Annotated in this window: 2 protein-coding genes; one reads left to right on the top strand and one right to left on the bottom strand. The window is 32.1% G+C overall.

Features of this window, described 5'->3' with window-relative positions; all coding sequences use genetic code 11:
• The coding region (locus tag CRV04_RS12750; protein ID WP_128997242.1) for a flagellin at positions 1-630 on the top strand (630 nt) is incomplete at its 5' end.
• Positions 631-957: 327 nt separating this feature from the next.
• On the opposite strand, the gene CRV04_RS12755 is transcribed toward CRV04_RS12750, so the two are convergent.
• On the bottom strand, positions 958-3,027 hold the full coding sequence (locus CRV04_RS12755) for a motility associated factor glycosyltransferase family protein (RefSeq protein ID WP_164969175.1): 2,070 nt from the start codon (positions 3,025-3,027) through the stop codon (positions 958-960).
• Positions 3,028-3,340 lie beyond the last annotated feature (313 nt).

Raw genomic sequence — 3,340 nt, forward strand, 5'->3', positions numbered from 1 at the left:
GGTAACTCTGCGATTGCTTTATTACAAATTGCAGATAAATCAATGGCGGAACAATCAAACATTCTTGATACCGTTAAAGCCAAATTAATCCAAGCCAATACGGCTACTACGTCTAGTGCGGGTAGAAATGCTATTGCTGCGGATATTGCTAAATTAATGACGCAGTTTAATAATATTGCCACATCAACCAACTATAATGGTACCGATTTGATCTCTTCGTCAGCATCAGATTTAGATTTCCAAGTGGGTGAAGATTCAACCAACAATAAAATCACACTCAGTGCCGTTAACTCAGATGCAGCTTCATACAGTATTGGTGGTCTAAAATCAATTACTTCTATCTCTACTGCGGGCGCAATTTCATCTCAAACACTTATAGATAGTGCTATTGATGATCTGAATAAAAACAGAGGTTCAATCGGTTCTGTACAAAACCAAGTAGAGTCAGCAGTACGAAACTTAATGACTCAAGCAACAAATGTAAAAGCGGCTGAAGCAATTATTCGAGACGTTGATTACGCGGAAGAATCTGCTAACTTCAACAAACAAAACATTATCTCGCAAGCGGGTGCTTATGCAATTGCACAATCTAACGCTGCACAACAAAATGTATTGAGATTATTACAATAGTAATAATCGGTAAAATAGTAACCCTTTGGGTTGCTATGTTGTACATTTCTGTGAAAACGTTCTTAGATTACTTCAATAACGAAGTAATCTAGTCTGAGCAAATTTATTTGCGTAGAATGTTTCTGTGAAAATGTATTGAGACTTTTACAATAAGTCGTTAAAGCAGTAGCATCGCTACTGCTATGTAGGGGTCAAGGGATTCCGAGAAGATAAACTCTTAGAGTTTAAGCTTCATGCTTGCCTTAAACAAGAATGTTCCTGGAAACGTATTAAGACTCTTAAGTCCTTAAAGCAGTAGCTTAAAGCTACTGCTTAATACGTTATACCTTAGTTTATCGTACTTTTCATATAATTATTTAAATCATTCACGGCTGTATGATACTGCTCTAACCATACTTTTGCAATTTGATTTACTCTCTTTTTTTCATCTTTTACTTTTGGATCATTAAAGGCATAATCAATATAAGGATTAAACATGGAAAAAAACAAAGATGTGATGGCGCTTAATGTTTGATTTTTAAATTCTGCTTTAATATCCAGCACATGTCTAAATAAAGAGATAAAATCTTCTCTGAACTCTTCATAATGGGCATACTCTTTTTGACTGCATTGCTTGATTTCCAACAAAAGTTCATCTTGTGCTTTTGTTATTTCTTTTAAAAAGAGTCTATCTTCTTTTGAAATCTCTTTGATACAAATTTCATCAATACACGCATGTAATTGCTTTATAAAAGTGAGTTGATCATTTTTAAAGATCTGAAATTCTGTACTTTGAATACTTTCGATGGTTGTGGGAATGGTGTTATTAATATATGCCCCATGATGACATAAGTTATAAACATTTTGCCAAGAGTGTTTGCTCATTTTATTGTAATCCATCAAGGAGGTATTTAAAACTCTGGTTGTATAGACTTCATCAAGCATATTGCCTCTGACTTTAACCAATTCATTGGTCAAACTAAAACTGTTTGTTTTTTCACTTGAAATAAGATTATTCAGATCATACTCTTTTGATTTGCTACTGGCACTTGAACTGTGAGAACTCCCTTTTGTTTGATGAACGGCTAAATCTGTTCCTAATAAGTAAAGCTCTTTTACTCCTAAATCTAAAAGAATCTTGTAACCCATTTCTCCAACACTGTGTCCTCTAAGAGGCAAACTATTTTTTGAAAACGTAATCATGGTTTCATACAAATATATATTTTCATGATTAAATCTTTCCAGTATTCTCTGATCGGTGAAAGAAGAGGCAAAAATAATACAATCTTGAATTTTTTTACAGCTGTCTTCATCAAATTGTAATTTATTTAAGATCTCATAATTCGCATCCAGAGTAATAATCACATCAGGAAGAATATCTTCATTTAGAAGTTTTTTATAGGCTGCTCCAATGGTTACAATCACAAATCTGTTTTTATTCTCTTTTAACCAATCAATGTTATCTTCTAAAGATGGGCCTGCACAAACATACAGCACTGGTTTATTTTCAAAGATATTCAACGGTTTTTTCAATGGCAAATGTAAAAATTTATAATGGTTCAATCTTTTTGAAAAATGTTTTGCAACACAATAAAGCATCATGTTATAACCAAAAAGAGTTGGCTTTGCTGGAATCATCGCATTCATGACACTTTCAAAAGATTGCCCCACATTAAAATCTGTGGTATGAAATTTAATGGTATGGTTTTCCCATGTATTCAACTTATAATAATCATATAACTTACTCTCAAAAACATGCGCTTCATCCATAACAGAGAAGAATACATTGGCATTATGTGCCAATAAAGTTGTGTAATCCAATACAAATAACGAGAGTCTGAATATCTCTAAATTGGGTTCATGTACAAAATAGTGTTTGGATTTGATTTTATTAACAATGCTGGGAATGTGTCGTCCCAAAAGAGTTCCAATAAACATGAATTTATCCATATATTTATACTTTTTTTTCTTATCTTGAATATCAGCGTTGAGTATTTCTAAATAAGGTTTCATGTCTTGATGAAGTTTCAATAAACCCAATCTGTAATCTTGGATATCTTCTTTATTAATTTTTAACTTATACACATCAGGTTGCTTTTCATATAAAACGGGTTCAAAAACAGAAATAGAGCCTTTTTTGTTAAACTCGATACTGTTAATATAGTTTCGATTGACTTGTTTAGGTTTTTTGCTATAGACATAACTGTTTGTCTTTTCATCATAAATATCAAACTCGCCTTGATCTTGAAGAAACTCTAAGTGATACCTCTCTTTGTAAATATTTTGTTCAATCATCGTTGAGAAACTTATAACTTTTTCATACAATGAAGGATCTGTATCTCGTAAGAAACTCAAATTTGAAATATATGTATTGACTAAAACCTCTTGAAGTTGTTGTTGTGCATCTGCTGTTGTCATTTTGTTACCTTTATTACTGTTATTATACAGTGCAAATAATAAAAACTCTCCCATACAAAAAATAAGCTAGATTTAAGAAATGGTATGTCATACTTCAATTATAAAAATTAGGGATTGATTGATTCCGAGAAGATAAACTCTTAGAGTTTAAGCTTCATGCTTGCTTCAAACAAGAAGGTATCCGGCGAAAACTTTTACGTTTTCAATGTGTCATAATTAAAAGGATTTATTATGAGAATTAATACTAACGTTGCATCTTTAAATGCACAAGAATCAGCATCTCTTACTAATAACAGAATGCAAAGTTCTTTAG

Origin of the sequence: Candidatus Marinarcus aquaticus, assembly GCF_004116335.1 — a bacterium.
Lineage (GTDB): Bacteria > Campylobacterota > Campylobacteria > Campylobacterales > Arcobacteraceae > Marinarcus > Marinarcus aquaticus.